Origin of the sequence: Pseudomonas fluorescens, from assembly GCF_003732425.1 — a bacterium.
GTDB classification, from domain to species: domain Bacteria; phylum Pseudomonadota; class Gammaproteobacteria; order Pseudomonadales; family Pseudomonadaceae; genus Aquipseudomonas; species Aquipseudomonas fluorescens_BE.
This window is the reverse complement of record NZ_MOBX01000004.1, coordinates 142,869-161,397: the sequence shown is the minus strand read 5'-3', so window position 1 is coordinate 161,397 and position 18,529 is coordinate 142,869. Positions and strand designations below refer to the sequence as shown.

Here is an 18,529-nt window from a genome sequence, read left to right as displayed (position 1 = left end):
AGGATGCGATTCACTCTTGGGACGGACTGTTGCTTTCTATGGGTAATGCGTGGCGGCAAAGGGTATTGGTCAAGTCTATCGATCAACAACGGGCGATCTTGAGCGAAGGGCGGTAGAATCAGCGCACTTCAGTTATCCACAAGTGGCCGACCCTTGCTTATCGAGTCCCGCCGCCGCGCCTATTTGAACGCCATGCAGGTGGTCAATTGGCTGCCGCGCACCGAATTGCCCTTCGCCGCACCGTCGCGGCCCGAGCTGCTGGACATGCCCGAGCCCGAGGTAGAAGCGCCGGTCGTGCTTGCGCCGCAGGCCGAAGCGCCGGTGCAAACGGCTACCGCTCGTCCGGTCGAACGGCCGAAAATCGAAGTGCCGCGGCCTTCGCTGGCGAGCACCCGCAACGGTGCCAAACCGGTGGAAGTGGTCGATGACACGCCGGTGGTCGCCAAACCGGCACCGGTGCCGCCGCCGCGTTTCGCCCTGCAACTGCTGCGCGCCGGGCGTTGCCTGCTGCTGGTCGAGTTACCCACAGGCGAAGCCTTCCAGAGCCGCGATCCGGCCTATCTGTTGCTCAAAGACATGCTGCGTGCCGCCGGTCTGCCGGATGCGCCGCAAATCGTCGGCGAGCCAGTGCGCTGGCCGTGGCTCAATCGCGGCACGATGGATCAAGGCCCGGAAGCGGCGCGTGATTTCGTCCAGGGTTTCCTTTCCGTGCAAATGGAAGCCGCGCCGTGCGCCTGCCTGTGGCTGATCGGCCTGCCGGCGGTGCGTTTTGCCGGTGAAGCGGACGCCGAAGCATTCAATCGTGAATTGCAGATCGAGGGTCTGGGTTCGGCCTGGGCCATTCCCGGTCTGGAATTGTTAATGGAAGAGCCACAGCGCAAGGCCGCTGTGTGGCAAGCCATGCGTCGGCTGATGGCGCGCTGGAAAGAATCGAATGAGTGACGCTGTATCGTTCCGCCCGATGACCGAGGCGGATCTGGAAACCGTGCTGAAAATCGAGTACGCCGCTTACAGCCACCCGTGGACCCGGGGGATTTTTCTCGACGGCCTGGGCAAATACCAGATCTGGCTGATGTTCGAAGGCCAGCAGCAGGTCGGGCACGGAGTGGTGCAGATCATTCTGGATGAGGCGCATCTGCTCAACATTACCGTCAAACCGGAAAATCAGGGGCGTGGGCTGGGGCTGACGTTGCTGGAGCATCTGATGTCGATTGCCTACAAGGCTGACGCTCGGGAATGTTTTCTGGAAGTGCGCGACAGCAATACGGCGGCGTTCAAATTGTACGAGCGCTATGGCTTCAACGAGATTGGCCGGCGTCGGGATTATTATCCGGCGGTGGGGGGGCGTGAAGACGCCGTGGTCATGGCCTGCACTTTGGTTGACTGATTACCTGTAGGAGCTGCCGAAGGCTGCGATCTTTTGATCTTACGAAACAAGATCAAAAGATCGCAGCCTTCGGCAGCTCCTACAGGGAGCGTGTTTCAGTTCATGTGATCAGCGATTGCCATCCAGCGGATCACGCCGCGCCAGTTCCGCCTCATCCAGCCCATTGCCACCGCCAATGTCATCTTCATCGACAATGCTCAGATCCCAATCGGCCTGATTGCCTTCCCCGGCCTCTTCGGCATCCCGCGCGCCATCTTCATGAATCAGCGTTTCCGGGCTCATGTCATCGTCTGTGGGTTCATGGTCAGCGGTCGATGCGCCGGTTAACCCGGCCTCACGCACCCGTTCGTTCGGCATCAACTGCTCGCGTTCACGCTCCGGGATCTCATCACCGATTTTCGCGCTGGGTTGGTCTTCATCGAAATCCAGCTCATGCACCGAACCCATCCGGTCTTCGTTATCATCGATAGGTTCCGGTTGCACCGCGTCAAAAGGGCGTCGTGAATCAGTCATGGCAAATCCTCATACTGTGGGCCTTACTAAGGTGGACTCACCGGGCACACGAGAATTCCCACGAAATCACTTTGCGATTCTGGCGTGACCTCGACGGGCGGTCGTCTGTCAAAGCAGCGCATCTTTCTTGAGGCCTTACAGCATGCACGACTTACAAGACCTGATTGATAACAACGAGCGTTGGGCTGACGCGATCACCAAGGAAGATCCGGATTTCTTCGCCAAGCTGGCGCGCCAGCAAACGCCGGAATATCTGTGGATCGGCTGTTCCGACGCACGTGTGCCGGCCAACGAGATCGTCGGCATGCTGCCGGGCGATCTGTTTGTGCACCGCAACGTCGCCAACGTGGTGCTGCACACCGACCTCAACTGCCTGTCGGTGATCCAGTACGCGGTCGACGTGCTCAAGGTCAAACACATTCTCGTCACCGGCCACTACGGCTGCGGCGGTGTACGCGCCTCGATGCAGGATCGCCAGTTCGGTCTGATCGACGGCTGGCTGCGTTCGATCCGCGATCTGTACTACGAAAAACGTGAAGAACTGGCGAAGTTGCCGACTGAAGAAGAGCAGGTCGATCGTCTCTGCGAACTCAACGTGGTCCAGCAAGTGGCCAACGTCGCCCACACCAGCATCATCCAGAACGCCTGGCATCGCGGGCAGAGCCTGTCGATCCACGGTTGCATCTACGGCATCAAGGACGGCCGCTGGAAAAGCCTGAACACCACCATCAGTGGTTTCGAGCAATTGCCGCCGCAATACCGTTTGCGTCCGGTTGGCGCGCTGTAACGAACGCTCTCAGCGCAAACCCGAGTGCCGCCAGCGCTGTAGAAAGTGGTGGCCCTCGATGCTGGGTGGTTCGTCGTAACCGGTGATCCACCCTCGGCAGTGTTTGGCTCCGCAGCCGCAGGCAAACTGATGCAGCAGTTTGTCCTCGGTGGTGGCGTAGTCCATGGTCAGCCGTTCCCCCCTGTGGATATCTTTCAACGTCCATAGCCACAGCTCGCTCATGTCGAGAAATACATTGGGGTCGCACGCGTGTTCGATCAAACCGCAAAAGCGCGGATCGTAAATGTGGATGCCCGTCAGCATTTGTCGGGTCTGTCGGCAGCGATAGGGCAGTAGTTGCCCGGACACCCGGCACATCCGATGGCTTTGCTGAAACTCACGCCGCGCCGCGACCCCCATAGGGCTGGCGTGCGCATCGTGGATGATTTCGAAATCGGCCCTGGCGGGAAACCCCAGTCGCACGGGCAAACCGGCGAAGGGGTAAATACCTTCAGTATCGCGTGGCGCCGATTGCGCCATAGCGTGGATATTCATATCAGTCCTTGTCGCAAAGGTTTTGCGACTTCCTTGGGTTGACGTCCTGTCAGTACTGCATGGCTATCTGGATCCAATCCTGTCGTATTAGGTATAGCCGGTCTACTGTCAGATCTGACAGGCGATTTAGACACGTTCCCGCGTCAGCCTTCGCTGACACGGGATCGCTTCAGGCGATTACAGATGCGGGGCGGGAACGGCGGTGGCGGGCTGGGGAGCTTGCAGTAGTTTCAGTTGGGCCTTGATCGGGGTGGTTGCGCACTTGGCGACGGCCTGTTCCGGGGTCAGGTTGCGGATCGAGGTGTAGAACAACTCGCAAGTTTTGACTTTCTGCGTCACTTGCCACGTCTGCGTGCAACTGTTGAGAGTGGCCTGTGCATCGCTGCCCGGTTTGCTGCCCATGCCCGCCTGCCAGCAGGCCGCGCTCAAATCCTGGCCCATGACTTTCAGGCCCGCAGCATCAGCCTTGGCCTGTGCGTCGTCGCCGGTGTAGCTTTCCGGGTCAGCGGCGTACCAGATGTAGCTCGGGTGGTTGGAACCCAGCACCGGCACGCTCACACCTGCGCTCGGGCTGATCGTCGCCAGGCCCAAGACATTCACGGTGGGCCCGTATTGCTGCTTGATCCAGTTACGCACCGGCGCGCCAAACGCGACCATCGGCAGTGTCGTGCCGCTGGCGGTCTGGCTGAACTGTTTGACCAGGGTGGTCTGGTAGTCCTTGAAGTAGTCATACACGCCTTCCAGATCACTGCCGGCGTTGGACGGCGCAGCGATGGGGGCGATGTCGATAATGGTCTGGAACGCTGGCGTCTGGTCAGCAGGAATGCCGTTGTCGGTCAGCAGCGTCGCCCAGCGATCGGTGGTGTTCGAACGCAGATAATCCTGCGCCTGGGTCAGCGAGTAATCCGGCGGGAAGTGCAGCAACTCGACACTTTTACGGTTTTCCAGGGCCATGCCCAGCGGCAGGAACAGGTACCAGCTGTAGGCCCATTTGCCATCGGCATTGAGCTTGCTGGCGCCGGTGTAGGCCAGATCTCCCGCGTCCAGCAGCGCCGACAGCGGTTTGTCGTAATCCTTCGGCACGCCAGTGATCTCGGCGTAGAGCTGGCCGTTGTCGGTCTTGACCAGCACTTTGGCATCGGCATAACCATCGCGTTGCACGCTTTGGTTCAGGTAATGGGCGACGGTCTGTTCCAGCGTCCAGTTGCGGAAGCAGATCACGCTGCAGTTGTTGGGGTAGGCGAAGAGGCGCGTGACGCGTTCGGTGCTGCCCAGTTTCAGATCGACATCGGCGTGGGCGGCGGCGCTCAGTGTGAGCGCGGCGAGAGTGAGTCCTGCGAGTTTGAACATGCTCAGATCCTTTTCAGCGTGGGTTCCCCGCGTGTCGGGGGCGCCTCATAGTGGATCAGTCGCGTTTGACAGAGAAGCCGTCATTGGCAGATTTTTGCGCAAACTCGCAGGGCTGGTTTTCAGGCCGGAAAATGCAGGGCATTGGTCAAATCGCCCATGGGTTTCTGACCCCGGGCAACCATCGCCTCGTCACGTTGCTTGAGACCGTCGAGGGTTTCCAGCTGGAAGACACGGGTGATCAACCGCAGAATCGATGCCGTGTCGTAGACCGTGTGATCAACCGTGCCCTTGCGCGCAAACGGCGATACCACCAGCGCCGGCACTCGTGAGCCTGGCCCCCAACGATCGCCCTTGGGCGGTGCGACGTGATCCCACCAGCCGCCGTTCTCGTCGACCGTGACGATCACCACCATGTTTTGCCACTGCGGACTTTCGCGCAACACCTTCAGCGCACGCACGATGTGCCGGTCACCGGAGGCCACATCGGCGTAACCGGCGTGCATGTTCAGGTTGCCCTGGGGTTTGTAGAAACTCACCGCCGGCAACTTGCCCGCTTCGGCATCGGCGAAGAACTTGTTGGTGCTCGACTCATCCCCCAGGCCGGCATCGCGCAGGCGTTTATTGCGCTCGTCCGGATTCTCCGGGCCTTGCTGCTTGAAGTAGTTGAGCGGCTGATGGTGATACTGGAAGTTGGGGATTTTCGGAATGCCCGCGGAATCCTTGTACTGCTCCAGCGTCGTCTGCCACGCGCCGGCATACCATGCCCAATCAATGTGCTTTTTCGACAGCTTGTCGCCGATGTGTTCGTGGGTCTGCGGCACCATCACGTTGGGCAGATCCGCTTTCGAATACGCCGGGCGCTCAGGGTCGCGAATCCACGTCGGCCAGTAGGGCGGGGCGAGGGTGTTGACGCCGAAGCCGTCCGGGGTCAACGCACTCGGGCCGAACTGCGGCGGGCCGCTCATGGCGCTGGCCGGCGATTGCTCCAGCGGCTTGAGGCGCGGGTCGCTCGGATCATCGCTTTGCAGCGCGGCGATCTGCGACTTGGCCACCGAGTTGGCAGCGTCCGGGTAATACGGCGCAGTGGCGCTGATCAGGTATTGGTGATTTAGGAACGAGCCACCGAAGGCGCCCTGAAAGAAGTTGTCGCACAGCACGAACTCCCGAGCGACGTCCCACAGGCGCAGGGAATAGCGGCTCTGTGCGTAGTGGCCCATGGTCAAGCCGCCGGAGTCGGCCCAAGCGACAAAACCGTCGTTCTTGCCGCCATTGATCTGCATCTGGTTCTGATAGAACACGTGCCACAAGTCGCGGGTGACCAGACCGAACGGCAAGTCCTCGCCATTCGGGCCTTTGAGGGCGAACGGTGCGTTGGGCAGGTTTTCCTGAAACTGCGTGGCGCTGGGGTAGGTCACGCCATCGACGGTTTGCGGGCCGATCTGCAGCACACCGCCCCAAACGGGCGGCAGGGTTTGCAGCAGCGAGCCGTCGCGATCGCGTTGTTGATAGTCGGCGGGCTTGAGCGCGGCCAGCGGCTTTTCGACGCCGGGGAAATCACCGAAGAGGTTGTTGAAACTGCGGTTCTCGGCGTAGATCACCACCACGGTTTTCACTTGATCGCGCAGGGCCTTGTCCAGTTCGGCAGGCGTGAGTGGGCGCTCGACCGGTTTGCCCGGTTGCTCGGTGGTATTGCCGCACCCGGCCAGTGTTGCACCGACACCCAATACCGCGACGCCTCCGAGAAAGCGGCGGCGGCTGGTGTCAGTGGGGTTATCGGAGTCTGCGGAGGGTGCGTCAGTGCCGTCTGTATCGTCGATCATCTCTCAGCCCGTTTTGCGTAAATGTTTCAGTATGTTTCGGGCGGACGCTAACAAGGAGATGTGACGGTTGGGTGACAGCTTAACGTTGAGTAAAACAATGGTGGGAGCCAGCAGGCTGGCTCCCACAGGGGAATGACTTAGCCTGGTAGATCCGGTTTACGGCATCACCGGCGGCGTATACGCCAATGTCGTCCCCAGTGCCCACAGCAACACCAGCACCAGCGGCGTGTGCACCAGCAACTGCACGAAAGAGAAGCCGATCAGGTCCCGCGCTTTCAAGCCCAGCACGCCCAGCAGCGGCAGCATGTAGAACGGGTTGATCAAATTCGGCAACGCTTCCGCCGCGTTGTAGATCTGCACTGCCCAGCCGAGGTGGTATTGCAGGTCATTGGCGACTTGCATCACATACGGCGCCTCGATGATCCACTTGCCGCCGCCGGACGGAATGAAGAAACCGAGAATCGCCGAATACACGCCCATCAGCAGCGCATAGGTGTCGTGGGAGGCAATGCTGACGAAGAACGTCGAGATGTGGTGCGCCAGGGTTTGCGCGTCGGCGCCTTTGACCGTGGTCATCAGCGCGGCAATCGAGCCGTACAGCGGGAACTGGATCAACACGCCGGTGGTGGTCGGTACGGCGCGGGCCACGGCATCGAGGAAGCTGCGCGGGCGCCAGTGCAGCAGCGCGCCGAGCATGATGAACAGGAAATTGTAGGTGTTCAGTCCGGAGATCGCGGTGATTGCCGGTTTGCTCGAGAACTCATGGAACAGCCACCCCGCCGCCAACAGCACCAGGACGATGATCAGCAACGGACTGTGCTCCAGCCATTCACCCGGACGGGTGCGCGGTTGCAGCGGTGGCAGGTTGAAGGCCGGGTCGACACCGCAGGCCTTGGCGTCGCGCGCCGAGTTCGGCCCGGGGGCGGTGGCGTAGGCGATGATGATCGAGATCACGATCAGCGCCAGCAGCATGACGCCGGACTGCCAGAGGAAAATCGTTTCGGTGAACGGAATCACCCCGGTGATCGACAGGATCGACGGCGGCAGGCTAGCGGGGTTGGCCTGCAACTGCGCAGCCGACGATGACAAGCCCAAGGCCCACACCGCGCCAAGGCCCAGATAAGCCGCAGCACCGGCGGCGCGGTAATCCATTTTCAGATCGCTGCGACGAGCGAGGGCACGCACCAGCAAACCGCCGAACACCAGCGACAGGCCCCAGTTGAGCAGCGAGGCGACCATCGAGATCAACGCGACCCAGGCCACAGCGGAACGACCGTTCTTCGGGATGCGTGCCAGGCGATCAATCAGTTTCACGGCAGGCGGCGAACTGGCGACCACGTAGCCGCCGATCACTACGAAGGCCATCTGCATGGTGAACGGAATCAGGCTCCAGAACCCGTCACCGAAGGCCATCGCCGCATCGGTGGGTTTGGCGCCCATGGCCAGCGTGGCCAAAGCGACGATGATCACCGCGAGTGCGGCGAATACCCAGGAGTCGGGAAACCAGCGTTCGGCAAAACTTGAACAGCGCAGGGCAAAGCGCGCAGAGCGGCTATCTTCGATATCAACGGCCACAGGGAGTACCTCGGATTTTTATGGTTATTTTTGGTCCCTTGGGCTGCCATCCCTATCAGTCAAACCAGCTAACCCCTGTGGCGAGGGAGCTTGCTCCCGCTGGACTGCGCAGCAGGCCCCTTCCTTTTTGCAGAGAGGGGGCCGCTTCGCGACCCAGCGGGAGCAAGCTCCCTCGCCACAGAGTGGATGTGACTGTCAGAGCTTTGCATACCCTCAGGACAGGCATAAACAGTAAATCAACCGCCGTGGTTTTGTGAGCCGCTTTTGCCAAACCGTGACTATGGTCTAACGGGTTGTCCATCCGCCCATTTGCGTAGACCATGGGCGCCTTGGTTTTTTGCCTGCCAGAGTTCTTTGCCATGACTGCCCAATCCACGGCCAAACCCGTGCCGTTCAGCCGCTCCGACTACAAGACCCTCGGCCTTGCGGCCCTTGGCGGGGCGCTGGAGATCTACGATTTCATCATCTTCGTGTTCTTCGCGCTGACCCTCAGCCAGTTGTTCTTCCCGCCGGAAATGCCCGAGTGGCTGCGTCTGCTGCAAAGCTTCGGGATCTTCGTCACCGGCTACCTGGCGCGGCCGCTGGGCGGGATCCTCATGGCGCATTTCGCCGACAAACTCGGGCGCAAGAAAGTCTTCAGCCTGAGCATCCTGATGATGGCGCTGCCGTGCCTGCTGATCGGGATCATGCCGACCTATGCCCAGATCGGTTACTTCGCGCCGCTGTTGTTGCTGGCGCTGCGCATTCTGCAAGGTGCGGCGGTCGGTGGTGAGGTGCCGAGCGCGTGGGTGTTCGTCGCCGAGCACGCGCCGACCGGCCATCGTGGTTATGCGCTGGGCTTTTTGCAGGCCGGGCTGACCTTCGGCTATCTGATCGGCGCGCTGACCGCGACGTTCCTGGCACAAGTCTTCACCCCGGCGGAGATCCTCGATTACGCCTGGCGCTATCCGTTCCTGCTCGGTGGCGTGTTCGGCGTGATCGGTGTCTATCTGCGCCGCTGGTTGAGCGAAACCCCGGTGTTCATGGCCATGGAAGCGCAGCGCGAAGTGCGGGTCGAACTGCCGCTGCGTACGGTGCTGCGTGAGCACCGGCTGGCGATGCTGCCGGCGATGTTGCTGACCTGCGTGCTGACGTCGGCGGTGGTGGTATTCGTCGTCATCACCCCGACCATGATGCAGAAAACCTTCGGCATGACCGCCAGCCACACGTTTGCCCTCAGTGCATTGGGCATCGTGTTTCTCAATATCGGCTGCGTGATTGCCGGTCTGCTGGTTGATCGCCTGGGGGCCTGGCGCACGGTCATGCTCTATAGCCTGCTGCTGCCGCTGGGCATCGGCGTGCTTTACGGCTGTTTGATCACGGGCGGCAATTGGGTTGGTCTGGCTTATGCCGTGGCCGGTCTGGCGTGCGGCGTTGTCGGCGCGGTGCCGTCGGTGATGGTCGGTTTGTTCCCCGCGCGCATTCGCGTATCGGGTATCTCCTTCACCTACAACATTGCCTACGCCGCGTGGGCGAGTATCACACCGCTTTTGTTGATCGGCCTGATGCCGTGGAGCCCGTGGATCTGCGTGATGTTCTGCGCGGTGATGGGCGTGGTGGGGATCCTCAGTGCGGCGTATTTCGGCTCGCGAATGCCGCGCACCGGCCAGTGTCAGGTGGCCGGCGCTGCCTGACGCCATTTTCCAGAACTATTTTTGACTGATGGGTCGCAAAAGCTCTTCAGAAAAGTTTTCCAGAGCCGATGGTTAGGCTGTATCCCGCTTACTACCCTGCTATCGGTGCTTTCCCATGTTTAACAAACGCTTGAAGCAAGAGCTGGCCGCTCTTCGTGAAGAACTCTCCAGCCATCTGCAAGTGAAGGAAAGCCTGGAAAGCGAGATGCTGGTGCTGACCCTTGAGCCGGACGGACGGATTCAATCGGTCAACCAGAACTTCCTCGACGAGATGCTCTACAAAAGCCACGACCTTATTGGCCGAGCGATTGAAGACATCGTGCCGGCTCACGTCAAATCTGACGAATTCCACCTCCGCTTCAAGAATGCCATGACCCGAGGCGAGCACTTCGCCGGGGCGGTGCGCCTGTTGCGTGGCAATGGCGAAGAGGCGTGGCTGCGCTCGGTTGCTCAGCCTGTGCGTGCTTACGATGGGCGTATCAAAAATATTTCGATCTACTCCAGCGACCTGACCCGCACCATCGAAGCGTCCCGCGAGCATGAAAACCTGATCGGTGCGCTGATGCGCTCCACGGCAGTGATCGAGTTTGATCTTAACGGTAACGTATTGAGCGCCAACGATCGCTTCCTCAGCAGCATGGGTTACAGCCTGGCGCAGATCAAAGGCAAACATCACCGCACCTTCTGCACCCCAGAGGAGTACAACAGCGCCGAGTACCAGAACTTCTGGCGCCGCTTGAACAACGGCGAGTTCGTTGCCGAACGCTTCAAGCGTGTCGACAGCCATGGTCGTACAGTCTGGCTGGAGGCGTCCTACAACCCGGTGACCGATGCCAACAACAAACTGTACAAAGTGGTGAAGTTCGCCACGGTGATCACCGATCAGATCAATCGCGAACAAGCCGTCGCCGAGGCCGCCAACATTGCCTACAGCACCTCACAGCAAACCGACAGCACCGCACAGCGTGGCACTACGGTGGTGACCGAAGCGGTCAATGTGATGCGCGATCTGTCGCGGCACATGCAAACCGCCGGCGAAGGCATCGAAGCGCTGAATGATCAGTCGCAGGTGATCGGCAGCATCGTCAAAACCATCAGCGGCATTGCCGAACAGACCAACCTGCTGGCGCTCAACGCCGCCATCGAAGCGGCCCGTGCCGGGGAGCAGGGGCGTGGGTTTGCCGTGGTGGCCGATGAAGTGCGACAACTGGCGTCGCGCACCAGTCAGGCGACCGAAGAGATTGTCACCGTGGTGCGGCAGAACCAGGAAATGGCACGCAATGCCGTAGCCCTGATGACCGACGGCAAGCTCCAGGCTGAACAAGGGCTGGCGCTGGCGGCGGAGGCGGGCACCGTGATTGTCGAGATTCAGGACGGCGCGCAGAAAGTCGTGGATGCGGTCGGGCAGTTCGCCAATCAACTTTCTAACTAATCGCCACTGATCCCCTGTGGGAGCGAGCCTGCTCGCGAAGGCGTCAGCACACTCAGCATTGATGTTGACTGACACACCGCTTTCGCGAGCAGGTCGAATCGTCGAACCGTCGCTCCCACAGGTTCTGTGTTTCTTCAGTGGCAGCGCTACAATCGGCTCCTTTTCCCCGGAGCAGATCCCCATGAGCGACTCCCACCGCCGCCCGGTGCCCCTGAACAAAGCCTACCGCCTGCTCAATCACGGGCCGACCGTACTGGTCAGCGCTGCCCATGATGGCCAGCGCAACATCATGGCCGCCGCGTGGGCGATGCCGCTGGATTTCGAACCGCCGAAAGTTGCCGTCGTGCTCGACAAATCCACTTGGACTCGGCAATTGCTTGAGGCCTCAGGCACCTTCGTCCTCAACGTGCCGTGCGTCAATCAGGCCGACATCGTGCAAACCGTCGGCAACACGTCAGGTCTGGAAATCACTCAAAACCAGGGGCAGGACAAGTTTCAGGCTTACGGCTTGCAGACTTTTAGCGGTGAACAGGTCGAAGCGCCACTGCTCGAAGGATGCGTCGCTTGGCTCGAATGCCGCTTGTTGCCCGAGCCGCGCAATCACGAGCAATACGACCTGTTCCTCGCCGAAGTCATCGCCGCCCACGCCGATGAACGTGTGTTCAGTGAGGGGCGCTGGCATTTCGAGGGGCATGATGGTTTGCGCACGCTGCACCACGTGGCGGGCGGGCATTTTCTGACGATTGGTGATGCGGTGGATGGCAAGACGCTAGCGGTTTGAATAATAGCTTTACGTTCATGTTTGAGCTTTGGCCCAATCAACACAAATCCGATGCCTGTACGGGCATCGGATTTTTTTATGCGCGGCAGTAATTACGCCGTCGGCTGAACGTTATCCAGCGCCTGATTCACCGCCAGCTCAGTCAGCATGACGATTTGCGCGATGCCCAGGGCAGTCTTGCGGTGTGAGGTCTCAAGCATGGCAGCGAAGTTGTTGAGCATTTCGGTGACCGAGCCGTTCTCCGATCAGGATCGGAGCTGACCCATTCGGTTTCCGAACGAAGGGGTGGCAGCTGTGCGCAGGTTGGAAACCCGGGGAACGGAGAACCCGGTTGACCCGAAGGTCTTCCATGCACAGCCGCCATAACGGAGTGCACACCATGAAGGTGCGCAAGGATACGTTATGAAAGGAGCTTGTGCGCTCGGTTCTACTCGGGGTTTCCAATCCCGGTCACTGAATTGGCAGCGACGAGCACAGCCTAGAGAGCGGACGTCCGACGGACAACCTGAAAACCTTGTGAGACGGTTCTGTATTTTTCCGGCATTTTTAAACATTGAAACCTTGCTCGCCGGATAAACAACGCCCCTTACTCGTTGTTCGCCCAACAAAAAAGGCCTACCTCCCGGTAAGCCTTTTCTCGTTGCGGCGTAGCCTCAATCGCCCAGCGCTTCCCCTTCACGCCGTGGATCCGCGCCACCCGCCAACGACGCTTTCCCCTGCGCATCCTTGACCCGCACGATGGCCTGGGTGCCGCTGGTCATGTCGATTTCATTCACCGTGTGGCCCTTGTCCTTCAGCGCCTGAATCAGCGCCGGGCTGAACTGGCCTTGTTCCAGTTCGGTGGGGCCGTTGCGGCTGCCGAAGTTGGGCAGGCTGATGGCGCTTTGCGGGTCGAGGTTCCAGTCGAGCAGGCCGACGGTGGTTTTCGCCACGTACTCGATGATTTGCGAGCCGCCCGGTGAGCCAACGCTGGCGAGGAATTCGCCGCTGTGGCGATCGAAGATCAGCGTCGGCGCCATCGACGAACGTGGGCGTTTTAAGGGCTCGACGCGGTTGGCGACTTTCTGCCCGTTCTCTTCGGGGATGAACGAGAAGTCGGTCATCTGGTTGTTGAGCAAAAAGCCCTGAACCATCAGGTGTGAGCCGAATGCGGCTTCGATGGTGGTGGTCATCGACACGGCGCCGCCGAGGTCATCCACCGCCACCACTTGCGAGGTGGAGATGCGCAGCGGCGAGCGATCCGGCGCGTAGGCCACCTGCACGCCCGGCGGTGTGCCCGGTTTGGCGCTGCCCATGCTGCGTTCGCCGATCAGGCTGGCGCGGCTGGCGAGGTAGCCCGGATCGACCAGACCTTTGACCGGTACGGGCACGAAGTCGGTGTCGGCGACGTATTGCGCGCGGTCGGCGTAGGCCAGGCGTTCGGCTTCGGCGATCAGGTGCACGGCTTGCGGTGACGGTTCGATGCCGGCCGGTTTGTCAGTCTTGTGTGGTTTCAACGGGGTCAGCGAAAGGCGCGGGTCGCGGGTTTCCAGCGCCTGCAAGGTGCCGAGAATCTGCGCCACGGCAATCCCGCCCGACGACGGTGGCGGCATGCCGCAGACCTGCCAGCGCTTGTAGTCGGTGCACAGCGGCGCGCGCTCTTTGGCCTGATAGCGTTGCAGATCGTTCAACGACAGGCTGCCGGGGTTGGCGTGGCCCTGAACCTTGGCGACGATTTCTTCGGCGATCGGGCCTTTGTACAACGCGTCCGCACCTTCGTTGGCAATGCGTTTGAGCACCGCAGCCAGCGCCGGGTTTTGCAGGCGCGTGCCGACGGTTTTGACGCTGCCGTCGTGGTTGAGGAAGTACGCCGCCATGTCCGGCGATTGGCGGATCGCCGGATCGGATTCCAGCAACGAATGCAGGCGCGGGGAAATCGCAAAGCCTTGCTCGGCCAGTTTGATCGCCGGTTCAAACAGCTTCGCCCAGGGCAGACGCCCGTGCTGTTTATGCGCCATCTCCAGCGCGCGCAACACGCCCGGCGTACCCACCGAACGACCGCCAATCTGCGCTTGCGGGAACGCCATCGGTTTACCGTCCGCTTGCAGGAACAGCTTCTCGGTGGCGCCGGCCGGTGCGGTTTCGCGACCGTCATAGGTGCGTACCTGTTTACCGTCCCACAACACGATCATTGCGCCGCCGCCAATCCCGGAAGATTGCGGTTCAACCAGTGTCAGCACGGCTTGCATGGCAATCGCCGCATCAATCGCCGAACCGCCCTGACGCAGCATCTCGCGCCCGGCTTCAGCAGCCAGCGGATTCGCAGCGGCGGCCATGTGTTTGCTGGCGTGACGGGTTTGCAGGTCGGTGCGATAACCGGAGGCGGCTTCCGGGGCCAGCGGCAGGGTCGAGGAGGGTGGGGCGTTGCACGCGGTGAGGGTCAGGGCGCTGATGATCAGCGTCAGGGCTGGCAGGCGAAAGCGGCTCAAGGGCAAGGCTGAAAACACGCGGGCTCTCCGTCCGTGGGGAAAAAGTCTGTGGGACTTTATCGACCGCTTGGTCGCGACGCAAACCGGTGGGCATTTTTGTCTTTCATTTCAGAGCGGATGTTCGCTAGGGTCAGCGTCAAATTCATCGAATTGAAATGAGCCCCTGTGGGAGCGAGCCTGCTCGCGAATGCGGCGTATCAGGCAACCAAAGTGTTGGATGCACGAATCGCCTTCGTCGGAACGCCGCCCGGAGCAGGCTCGCTCTCACAAATACAAGATCAACAAGAGGCCAGCATGCACAGCGAGTTTCCCACCGAGTCGAGTTACCGCCATCAGCGCGAACAGTTTCTTGCCGCCGCGACCGCTGCCGGCGCAACCCTGACCTCTTATGCACATCCACGCTGCGGGCCATTCGGCGAACCACTGAGCACCGACGTCGCCGTGCTCGGCGATCCGCAGGCCAAACGTCGGCTCGTAGCGCTCAGCGGGACGCACGGTGTCGAGGGCTATTACGGCTCGGATTGTCAGAACGATTGGCTAAAGGCATTCGTACCGGGTTCGCTGCCCAAGGATGTTGTCGTGGTGATGGTTCACCTGATCAATCCCTGGGGCACGGCGTGGTTGCGGCGGGTCAACGAAGACAACATCGACCTCAATCGCAATCACCTCGATTTCACCGGGTTGCTGCCGGATAACCGCGCATACGCCGCGTTGCATGAAATCTACGCGTGCACCGATCTGCACGGCCCCGAGCGGCGGCGCGCCGATGCCTTGCTCGATGCGCAAATCAACGAACACGGCTGGCCGGCAGTGATGTCGATTGTCGAGGGCGGTCAGCACAGTCATCCCGACGGATTGTTTTACGGTGGCCGCGCACCGAGCTGGTCGAACCGCACGCTGCATCAAATCATCGACGCGCATCTGGCTGGCGCTGAAACCGTGATGTGTTTTGACCTGCACACTGGCGCTGGCGAATACGGCCATCCGATGTTGCTGACCATCACCCAGGCGCCTTACCCGGCACTGGCGCAAGCCCAGTCGATCTATGGCCCATGGCTTTACACGCTACACACGGGCGCCGATACCTTGAGCGAAACCGGTGTGGCAGCGACGGCTACCGGGTACACCTCGCAGGCGTTGCTCAATGCATTGCCGGACGTGCAACTGATGCCGTTCGTGATCGAATGCGGAACCTATCCGGGGCCGGAAGTGCATCGTTATTTGCGCGACGACCAGTGGCTGCACTTGCATGGCGATCCGCTGAATGCGACGGGGAGGGCGATCAAGTTGAATCTGCTGGAACAGTTTTATCCGGCGGATCCGGACTGGCGGGCGATGGTGGGGCTGCGGACTCGGCAGATTTGGGGGAAAGGGTTGGCAGCCCTGTCGACAGAGAACCCCGAATAGGTCAGGAAGAGTCCTGTGGCGAGGGGATTTATCCCCGATGGACTGCGCAGCAGTCCCATTCATTTAATGAAGAGGTGGGGGGCGCTTCGCACCCCATCGGGGATAAATCCCCTCGCCACAGGTTCGGTGCTGTCTCAAGGTATAAAAGCGCTTATCGCTTAAAACCGGGCAGTCCATTCGCGGCACGCCATGCCTTTACAGTCTTAGTAACGCCCTCGGCAGAGTTGTCTGCTCCTTGCTCGGGATAAAAAATCAGGTCGGTTCCATCCGGGTGGTCAGTAAGCATCCTGAAGTGTGCCAGCAGTTCACCAAGCTTCGCATCTGAGCCACTTTTGTTTGTCGCCCGTATTTTTTCGACGAAGCGGGTAAATTCGGTTTCTGTGTAGCCGGATATTTTTACCAAGGCGTACTCGCTGCTTTTTGAATTGATTGGGACTTATTGCTTGAACCCAGGCAGCCCCTTGGAGGCGCGCCATTTTTTTACGGTCTCGGTGATGCCTTCAGGGGTGCAATCAGCGTCATCCTCCGGCCAATAAATCAGGTCAGTACCCGCGGGATGCTCGGCGAGCTCACAGAATTTATCCAATAGATCCGCCAACACCATCTCTGGCGTGCCATCCCCATTAGAAGTGAATATTTCCTGCAATAAGCTAATGAATTGCACTTCGGTGTAATCAGTAATTTTATTTGCCATGAGGTTATTTCCGGTGAATATCTATATGGTTTTTTGGCGTGCTGACCCTTAAGTTTTCGATGTCATACATAGCACCACCTTCCGATACCCATACAACGTGATGCAGTTCGTAAGTTTTTCTTTTACCCGCAGCATCTTGATACCGGGCATGAGGCGCGCTGCCACTGCGCATAAGCGCAATATTCTGCGGTTTAAATTGCTCAGCCAGTTCTGGATCATTCACAACCTCAGTCCAAAACGCCTTTCTGAAGGCATCAAAGCTTGAAAACTCCCGCCCCCTCAGCCTGTCTGCAATCCGTGTCGGAATCGGCGCACCGATCCCCGTTCCCGCCCCAGCAAGCCATATCCCCGGAACATCCTCACCAATCCCCGTCACCGTACCCGGCGTCAGTCTGGCCGGCCTCGAAAACACTACATACAGCGACTTCAAACCAGTGTCCGCCGGGAACACCAGAATACAATCCTCGGCAGTAATGTCCTCGCCGGGCAGGCCTTCTATCTGGCTGTCGGTGTTCTCCGTGATTGGATGAACAAGGATCGTGTTCAGTTGCTCGCTGCGTTCGGGATAGACCAGCGGTGGCATTGAACCGAGTGGGCCGCGTTGCGGCGTCCACAAAATCGTGATGCCGTTGAGCTTGGCCTCCATCGCGGTCTTGTCGCTGTTCCACTCGACTTTGACAGTACGCAGCGAGTCATCGCCCGAAGCGCCGGAGTGGATGCCGTAAACCTGCATGACCCCTTCGGCATCACGCCGAAATTGGAAGCGCACTCGAGTGGGCGCGCGGCTCATGCGGCGCAGCTGTTCATCGGTATGCAGCGTGCCGTCGCCCATGCGGGTCGGCAGCATTCCGAGGATGAACACGCTGGCTGGCCCAGCAGCGCCGCGAATTGCCCAGTTGAGGCGTTGTTGCAGAATCCCGCCGCCCGCCAAACGCCCCAAGGCCAGATCGGCGCCTACCGCTGTCGCGACAGCAGTGCTGGCAGAGGGCAAGAGCATGGCGCCGGCGACCATGACCTTGCCGAAGTTGCTGGCGGGCTCGGGTGCCGTACCGGCGTCCGTTCGGCACCAGTTATCCACAGTGCAGGACTTGGCGAATACCTGATCTTCGCGGGGCTTGGGCGTTGGCCATTCATCCTTTTCGACGTACACCGGCTCCGGAGGGGGAGGCGGATTCCAAGCGGCCCACGAGCCGTTCCATCTCGGACGTTCCCAAGGCCAATCTTCATCGAGGAGAGATTTGAATAGAGCCATGCCAACTCCCTGTATGGCTTTGAATCGAGCCAGGGAAGCTTGTCGGTCAATGGAGAATTCGGGCAAACCGATGGGGTGACTTTCAGGCGCGAGATTTTACGAAAAATCCAATTCGTACCTTAATCGGACCCATTTCCTACAGCGCTCTCTCGGACTGTTGATTGGCGATTGATTCAGATGAACCAGCGGTGTTTCGTGCTTGTAGTCTTTCGCTTTGCATGGAGGGCGCGTCTGAATTTTTCCTACAGATTTTTCAGGTCGACAACTTACGCACCGCTGCCTGAGGATGGTTTCTATCGTTTTTTCCAGGATGGATTTCAGATGAAAAGGATGAGTTCGTTGCCATTCAACTCTATTTGCAGTCGGCCATTGTCATGAGTATTTCCAATGAGGACCGCGACTTTCTCGTGGCGATGGGCAGTCGCATTGCTCACTTACGCACAGTGCACGAGATCACACAGACGCGGTTTGCACGGGCTTTAGGTCTTTCCCGGCAGACCTTTCAGGGCTACGAGGAGGGCACGCGCAGCATGCCGGTCACGACGCTGGTGAAGATGGCATTTGCGCTGCGCGTGCCTGTTGAAGACCTGCTCGGGGTTCCCTCGTACACGGAGAAGCCCAGACGCAGTTTGACCTCGACGTGGTATCGACGGCTGCAGTCCATCAATGAGCTTTCGAAGGTTCAACAGAAGGTTATTGCGCAGATGCTCGACGCCCTGATCGCACAAGCAGCGACCAAAACGAGCGACGAAGAAAAAGAAATTTGAAGTAACCCAAAGAACGCGGAACCAAGGTGCGCGAACACCCTGGCCCCGCTAACCACAAAGCAGCTTAAAAGGAGCTAATCATGTAAGAA

The 18,529-nt window shown here is 59.9% G+C and carries 17 protein-coding genes and 2 pseudogenes; 9 read left to right on the top strand and 10 right to left on the bottom strand.

The genetic code is table 11. From position 1 onward, the window contains the following. Positions 1-192 precede the first annotated feature (192 nt). A complete protein-coding gene (locus BK670_RS07825; protein WP_123449308.1) occupies positions 193-942 on the top strand; it encodes an energy transducer TonB in 750 nt (249 codons plus the stop codon). Then, positions 935-1,387: a ribosomal protein S18-alanine N-acetyltransferase gene (rimI, locus tag BK670_RS07820; protein ID WP_007978046.1), complete on the top strand. Its 453-nt coding sequence runs from the start codon at positions 935-937 to the stop codon at positions 1,385-1,387. The genes BK670_RS07825 and rimI overlap by 8 nt, the downstream gene beginning before the upstream one ends. 108 nt (positions 1,388-1,495) lie before the next feature. On the opposite strand, the gene BK670_RS07815 is transcribed toward rimI, so the two are convergent. Continuing rightward, complete coding sequence (locus BK670_RS07815) at positions 1,496-1,900, bottom strand: serine kinase/phosphatase (RefSeq protein ID WP_123449307.1); 405 nt, start codon at positions 1,898-1,900, stop codon at positions 1,496-1,498. Between the two features lie 142 nt (positions 1,901-2,042). Between BK670_RS07815 and can the strand changes: the two genes are divergently transcribed. Further along, complete coding sequence (gene can / locus BK670_RS07810) at positions 2,043-2,687, top strand: carbonate dehydratase (protein WP_003228196.1); 645 nt, start codon at positions 2,043-2,045, stop codon at positions 2,685-2,687. 9 nt (positions 2,688-2,696) lie between these two features. Here can and BK670_RS07805 read toward each other — a convergent pair whose 3' ends face one another. The 4 genes from BK670_RS07805 to BK670_RS07790 all read right to left on the bottom strand — a co-directional run bounded on the left by BK670_RS07805 (position 2,697) and on the right by BK670_RS07790 (position 7,966). Next, positions 2,697-3,221 carry an SET domain-containing protein-lysine N-methyltransferase gene (locus BK670_RS07805; RefSeq protein ID WP_123449306.1) on the bottom strand — a complete coding sequence of 175 codons (525 nt, stop codon included), beginning with the start codon at positions 3,219-3,221 and terminating at the stop codon, positions 2,697-2,699. Positions 3,222-3,398: 177 nt separating this feature from the next. Beyond that, positions 3,399-4,571, bottom strand: coding sequence for a hypothetical protein (locus tag BK670_RS07800; RefSeq protein ID WP_123449305.1), 1,173 nt, complete (start codon positions 4,569-4,571; stop codon positions 3,399-3,401). Positions 4,572-4,690: 119 nt separating this feature from the next. Beyond that, complete coding sequence (acpA, locus tag BK670_RS07795) at positions 4,691-6,391, bottom strand: acid phosphatase (RefSeq protein WP_123449304.1); 1,701 nt, start codon at positions 6,389-6,391, stop codon at positions 4,691-4,693. A 156-nt stretch (positions 6,392-6,547) separates the two neighbouring features. Further along, positions 6,548-7,966 (bottom strand): short-chain fatty acid transporter, encoded by a 1,419-nt coding sequence (locus BK670_RS07790; RefSeq protein WP_123449303.1) that lies wholly within the window; start codon positions 7,964-7,966, stop codon positions 6,548-6,550. A gap of 359 nt (positions 7,967-8,325) precedes the next feature. On the opposite strand from BK670_RS07790, the gene BK670_RS07780 reads away from it, so the two are divergent. The 4 genes and pseudogenes from BK670_RS07780 to BK670_RS07770 all read left to right on the top strand — a co-directional run bounded on the left by BK670_RS07780 (position 8,326) and on the right by BK670_RS07770 (position 11,852). Continuing rightward, the gene (locus BK670_RS07780) at positions 8,326-9,639 is read left to right on the top strand and encodes an MFS transporter (RefSeq protein ID WP_123449301.1); all 1,314 of its coding nucleotides are present in this window, start codon (positions 8,326-8,328) and stop codon (positions 9,637-9,639) included. A gap of 115 nt (positions 9,640-9,754) precedes the next feature. Next, positions 9,755-10,483 (top strand): annotated as a pseudogene (locus BK670_RS30170) (PAS domain-containing protein); the annotation flags it as partial. After that, positions 10,463-11,071: a methyl-accepting chemotaxis protein gene (locus BK670_RS30165; protein WP_259697539.1), complete on the top strand. Its 609-nt coding sequence runs from the start codon at positions 10,463-10,465 to the stop codon at positions 11,069-11,071. The pseudogene BK670_RS30170 and the gene BK670_RS30165, both read left to right, overlap by 21 nt. A 181-nt stretch (positions 11,072-11,252) precedes the next feature. Next, complete coding sequence (locus BK670_RS07770) at positions 11,253-11,852, top strand: flavin reductase family protein (RefSeq protein ID WP_123449299.1); 600 nt, start codon at positions 11,253-11,255, stop codon at positions 11,850-11,852. A 92-nt stretch (positions 11,853-11,944) separates the two neighbouring features. Here BK670_RS07770 and BK670_RS29835 read toward each other — a convergent pair. Together BK670_RS29835 and ggt are read right to left on the bottom strand one after the other, a co-directional pair. Then, positions 11,945-12,088 (bottom strand): annotated as a pseudogene (locus tag BK670_RS29835) (DUF6124 family protein); the annotation flags it as partial. Between the two features lie 417 nt (positions 12,089-12,505). Continuing rightward, a complete protein-coding gene (ggt, locus tag BK670_RS07765; RefSeq protein ID WP_123449298.1) occupies positions 12,506-14,338 on the bottom strand; it encodes a gamma-glutamyltransferase in 1,833 nt (610 codons plus the stop codon). Positions 14,339-14,614: 276 nt separating this feature from the next. On the opposite strand from ggt, the gene BK670_RS07760 reads away from it, so the two are divergent. Continuing rightward, the gene (locus BK670_RS07760; RefSeq protein ID WP_123449297.1) at positions 14,615-15,727 is read left to right on the top strand and encodes a DUF2817 domain-containing protein; all 1,113 of its coding nucleotides are present in this window, start codon (positions 14,615-14,617) and stop codon (positions 15,725-15,727) included. Between the two features lie 151 nt (positions 15,728-15,878). Here BK670_RS07760 and BK670_RS07755 read toward each other — a convergent pair whose 3' ends face one another. Genes BK670_RS07755 through BK670_RS07745 form a run of 3 tightly spaced genes read right to left on the bottom strand, consistent with a single transcriptional unit; the run spans position 15,879 to position 17,673 of the window. Further along, positions 15,879-16,130, bottom strand: a complete 252-nt coding sequence (locus tag BK670_RS07755) for a bacteriocin immunity protein (protein ID WP_123449296.1) — start codon at positions 16,128-16,130, stop codon at positions 15,879-15,881. 33 nt (positions 16,131-16,163) lie between these two features. Continuing rightward, positions 16,164-16,421: a bacteriocin immunity protein gene (locus BK670_RS07750; RefSeq protein ID WP_123449295.1), complete on the bottom strand. Its 258-nt coding sequence runs from the start codon at positions 16,419-16,421 to the stop codon at positions 16,164-16,166. Positions 16,422-16,425: 4 nt separating this feature from the next. Beyond that, complete coding sequence (locus tag BK670_RS07745; protein WP_123449294.1) at positions 16,426-17,673, bottom strand: S-type pyocin domain-containing protein; 1,248 nt, start codon at positions 17,671-17,673, stop codon at positions 16,426-16,428. A gap of 374 nt (positions 17,674-18,047) precedes the next feature. Here BK670_RS07745 and BK670_RS07740 point away from each other — a divergent pair, with 374 nt between their 5' ends. After that, positions 18,048-18,440 (top strand): helix-turn-helix domain-containing protein, encoded by a 393-nt coding sequence (locus BK670_RS07740; protein ID WP_259697538.1) that lies wholly within the window; start codon positions 18,048-18,050, stop codon positions 18,438-18,440. Positions 18,441-18,529 lie beyond the last annotated feature (89 nt).

What these genes read in the sequence shown, in the direction of transcription:
- BK670_RS07825 (WP_123449308.1), top strand. Translation starts at nt 193, where the DNA reads ATGCAGGTGGTCAATTGGCTGCCGCGCACCGAATTGCCCTTCGCCGCA.
- rimI (WP_007978046.1), top strand. Translation starts at nt 935, where the DNA reads ATGAGTGACGCTGTATCGTTCCGCCCGATGACCGAGGCGGATCTGGAA.
- BK670_RS07815 (WP_123449307.1), bottom strand. Translation starts at nt 1,900, where the DNA reads ATGACTGATTCACGACGCCCTTTTGACGCGGTGCAACCGGAACCTATC.
- can (WP_003228196.1), top strand. Translation starts at nt 2,043, where the DNA reads ATGCACGACTTACAAGACCTGATTGATAACAACGAGCGTTGGGCTGAC.
- BK670_RS07805 (WP_123449306.1), bottom strand. Translation starts at nt 3,221, where the DNA reads ATGAATATCCACGCTATGGCGCAATCGGCGCCACGCGATACTGAAGGT.
- BK670_RS07800 (WP_123449305.1), bottom strand. Translation starts at nt 4,571, where the DNA reads ATGTTCAAACTCGCAGGACTCACTCTCGCCGCGCTCACACTGAGCGCC.
- acpA (WP_123449304.1), bottom strand. Translation starts at nt 6,391, where the DNA reads ATGATCGACGATACAGACGGCACTGACGCACCCTCCGCAGACTCCGAT.
- BK670_RS07780 (WP_123449301.1), top strand. Translation starts at nt 8,326, where the DNA reads ATGACTGCCCAATCCACGGCCAAACCCGTGCCGTTCAGCCGCTCCGAC.
- BK670_RS07770 (WP_123449299.1), top strand. Translation starts at nt 11,253, where the DNA reads ATGAGCGACTCCCACCGCCGCCCGGTGCCCCTGAACAAAGCCTACCGC.
- BK670_RS07760 (WP_123449297.1), top strand. Translation starts at nt 14,615, where the DNA reads ATGCACAGCGAGTTTCCCACCGAGTCGAGTTACCGCCATCAGCGCGAA.
- BK670_RS07750 (WP_123449295.1), bottom strand. Translation starts at nt 16,421, where the DNA reads ATGGCAAATAAAATTACTGATTACACCGAAGTGCAATTCATTAGCTTA.
- BK670_RS07745 (WP_123449294.1), bottom strand. Translation starts at nt 17,673, where the DNA reads ATGGCTCTATTCAAATCTCTCCTCGATGAAGATTGGCCTTGGGAACGT.
- BK670_RS07740 (WP_259697538.1), top strand. Translation starts at nt 18,048, where the DNA reads ATGAGTATTTCCAATGAGGACCGCGACTTTCTCGTGGCGATGGGCAGT.